Origin of the sequence: Trebonia sp. (genome assembly GCF_049794275.1) — a bacterium.
Lineage (GTDB): Bacteria > Actinomycetota > Actinomycetes > Streptosporangiales > Streptosporangiaceae > Trebonia.
The window spans coordinates 1-2,474 of sequence record NZ_JBARCR010001013.1; the positions used below are offsets into that span (position 1 = coordinate 1).

A 2,474-nucleotide genomic window follows, 5' to 3' on the forward strand; every position below is an offset into this window, starting at 1 on the left:
CCGGGCCGCGAGCGACCCGTCCGGCGCGAAGCTGAACGACACGGGCCCACGGTTGGAAGCGACAAGAACCAGCCGGCTCGGGTCGTCAGTCATATAGCCCAACACTAGTTGAAACAGCATCAACCGGGTTGCTGAGAGCGTTACCCGATCGGATAGAGTACTGCTGCCGGCTTGTTACCAGCCACGCTCTGGGCAGGGACAACGGCATGACAACTGAATACCTCATCCAGAGGGGTGGAGGGATCGGCCCTGTGAAGCCCCGGCAACCATCGCGGATACGCACCTCAGTAAGGCGAGGCCAGCGCGCGACTGGTGCCAAGTCCGGCCTGCGGTCAAGGTGATCGCTGGGAAAGATGGGAGAGAGGCCTCGCCCCATGACTACACAGACCGCGGGCGCGCGCGCGTCCGGCGCGCCGCGACTCGGCAACGCTACGGCCCTGTCCTGCCGGGAGTGCGGCAAGACGAGTGCTCTCGGTCCGCACTACGCGTGTGACGAGTGTTTCGGGCCGCTGGAGGTCAGCTACGACTTCCCTCGGCTGACCAGGGCCGACATCGAGGCCGGCCCGCACAGCATCTGGCGGTACGCGCCGCTGCTCCCCGTGCCGCGGGACATCGCGAGCCGCCCCACGAGCGAGCCTGGCTACACGAGGCTGGTGCGCGCCGACGGACTCGCGGCCGAACTGGGCATGCGGCGGCTGTGGATCAAGGACGATAGCGGCAACCCCACCCACTCATTCAAGGACCGGGTGGTCGCGGTGGCCCTCGCCGCCGCGACGGAGATGGGCTTTAAGGTGCTCGCCTGCCCCTCGACAGGCAACCTCGCCAACGCGGTCGCGGCGGCCGCGGCGCGGGCCGGCATCAGGTCCGTGGTCATGGTCCCGGCCAACCTGGAAGAGCAGAAGATCCTCACCACGGCGGTATACGGCGGCACGTTCGTGACCGTGGACGGCACGTACGACGACGTGAACCGGCTGGCCTCTGAGCTGGCAGGCGAGCACGAGGACTGGGCGTTCGTCAACGTGAACGTCCGCCCGTACTATGCGGAGGGCTCCAAGACCCTCGGCTTCGAGATCGCCGAGCAGCTTGGCTGGCGGTTCCCAGATCAGATCGTGGTGCCGATCGCTTCCGGTGCGCAGCTGGTGAAGATCGATAAGGGGTTCAGTGAGCTTGCTGAGCTCGGGCTCGTCGAGGACAAGCCATGGCGGGTGTTTGGCGCGCAGGCGACTGGGTGCTCGCCGGTGGCCGAGGCGTTCAGCAAGGGCTGGGACGTGGTGCGGCCGGTGAAGCCGTCCACGATCGCCAAGTCGCTGGCGATCGGGAACCCGGCCGACGGCCCCTACGTGCTCGACGTGGTGCGCCGCACCGGCGGCGCGGTGGCGGACGTCTCCGACCCCGAGATCGTGGACTCCATCCGGCTGCTGGCCCGTACCCAGGGCGTCTTCGGCGAGACCGCGGGCGGGGTCACCGTCGGCGTGCTGCGCAAGCTGCTCGACAGTGGCCAGCTCGACCCCGACGCGGAAACAGTGATCATCAACTCGGGAGACGGCCTGAAGACACTGGACGCCGTGGCGCCGGCCGTGTCGGTTCCCGCGGCCATCAGGCCGACCGTAGCCGCCTTCCAGGCGGCCGGATTCGACGGGACGGACGTCTGATGAGCATCTCGGTCCGCATTCCAACGATCCTGCGCTCCTACACCGGCGGCGCGCCGGAAGTGACGGCGGAGCCAGGCACCCTGCGCGAGGTCATCAGCCGCCTGGACGCCGCCTACCCGGGCATCGGCGGGCGGCTGCTCGACGAAAGCGGCGAGTTGCGCCGGTTCGTCAACGTCTACGTCGGCGAGAAAGACGTGCGGTCCGCGGACGGCCTCGACACGCCGGTACCTGCGGGAACTCAGGTGTCGGTCATTCCCGCGGTGGCAGGCGGCTGAGCCCCGCGGCATACGGAAAGGACGGCCGCAATCTTCGCCGGCGATACCGCAGGTGACCAATGCGGTGCGCGTTGACGTGATTGGCGGCTATCTGGCGTCATGAACGCCCCGCACAGGGTAAGGTCGTTTCCGGTCGCAGCCGGCAAGAATGTGCGAGCGTGAAAACGTGCGCTGGCAGGTCTCGGCAGGTCGCGACCGACGGGTTCCGCGGTTGAAAGGGCGGGGCTCGAAGCCCGAGCAGCAGTTAGGGAGTTGTTTGGAATGGCTCAGGGCACCGTCAAATGGTTCAACCCGGACAAGGGCTACGGCTTTATCGCCGTCGACGGTGGCAAGGACGTCTTCGTCCACTACTCAGCGATCGAGCAGGACGGCTACAAGTCTCTCGACGAAGGCCAGCGGGTCGAGTTCGAAATCACGCAGAGCGACAGGGGACAGCAGGCCGAGAAGGTCATCATCGTCCCCTAGTTCTCCGGCTTGGCCGAATCCTCAGTATCGCCGGGTTACTGCCGGTGTGGTCGGCCCGGCTCCCGCACGGCGGGGGCCGGGC

3 protein-coding genes and 1 riboswitch are annotated in these 2,474 nt (G+C 67.4%); all 3 genes read left to right on the plus strand.

Translation table 11 applies throughout. The annotated features are described in order from the left end of the window. Positions 1-219 precede the first annotated feature (219 nt). Positions 220-360: riboswitch (SAM riboswitch) on the plus strand. Between the two features lie 14 nt (positions 361-374). The 3 genes from thrC (at position 375) to WA805_RS25595 (ending at position 2,392) form a co-directional block, all read left to right on the plus strand. Continuing rightward, the gene (gene thrC / locus WA805_RS25585) at positions 375-1,652 is read left to right on the plus strand and encodes a threonine synthase (protein WP_425243617.1); all 1,278 of its coding nucleotides are present in this window, start codon (positions 375-377) and stop codon (positions 1,650-1,652) included. Further along, complete coding sequence (locus tag WA805_RS25590; RefSeq protein ID WP_422282737.1) at positions 1,652-1,927, plus strand: MoaD/ThiS family protein; 276 nt, start codon at positions 1,652-1,654, stop codon at positions 1,925-1,927. Before thrC ends, WA805_RS25590 begins: the two co-directional genes overlap by 1 nt. 261 nt (positions 1,928-2,188) lie before the next feature. Beyond that, positions 2,189-2,392, plus strand: a complete 204-nt coding sequence (locus WA805_RS25595) for a cold-shock protein (protein WP_424561733.1) — start codon at positions 2,189-2,191, stop codon at positions 2,390-2,392. The last annotated feature ends 82 nt before the right edge of the window (positions 2,393-2,474 follow it).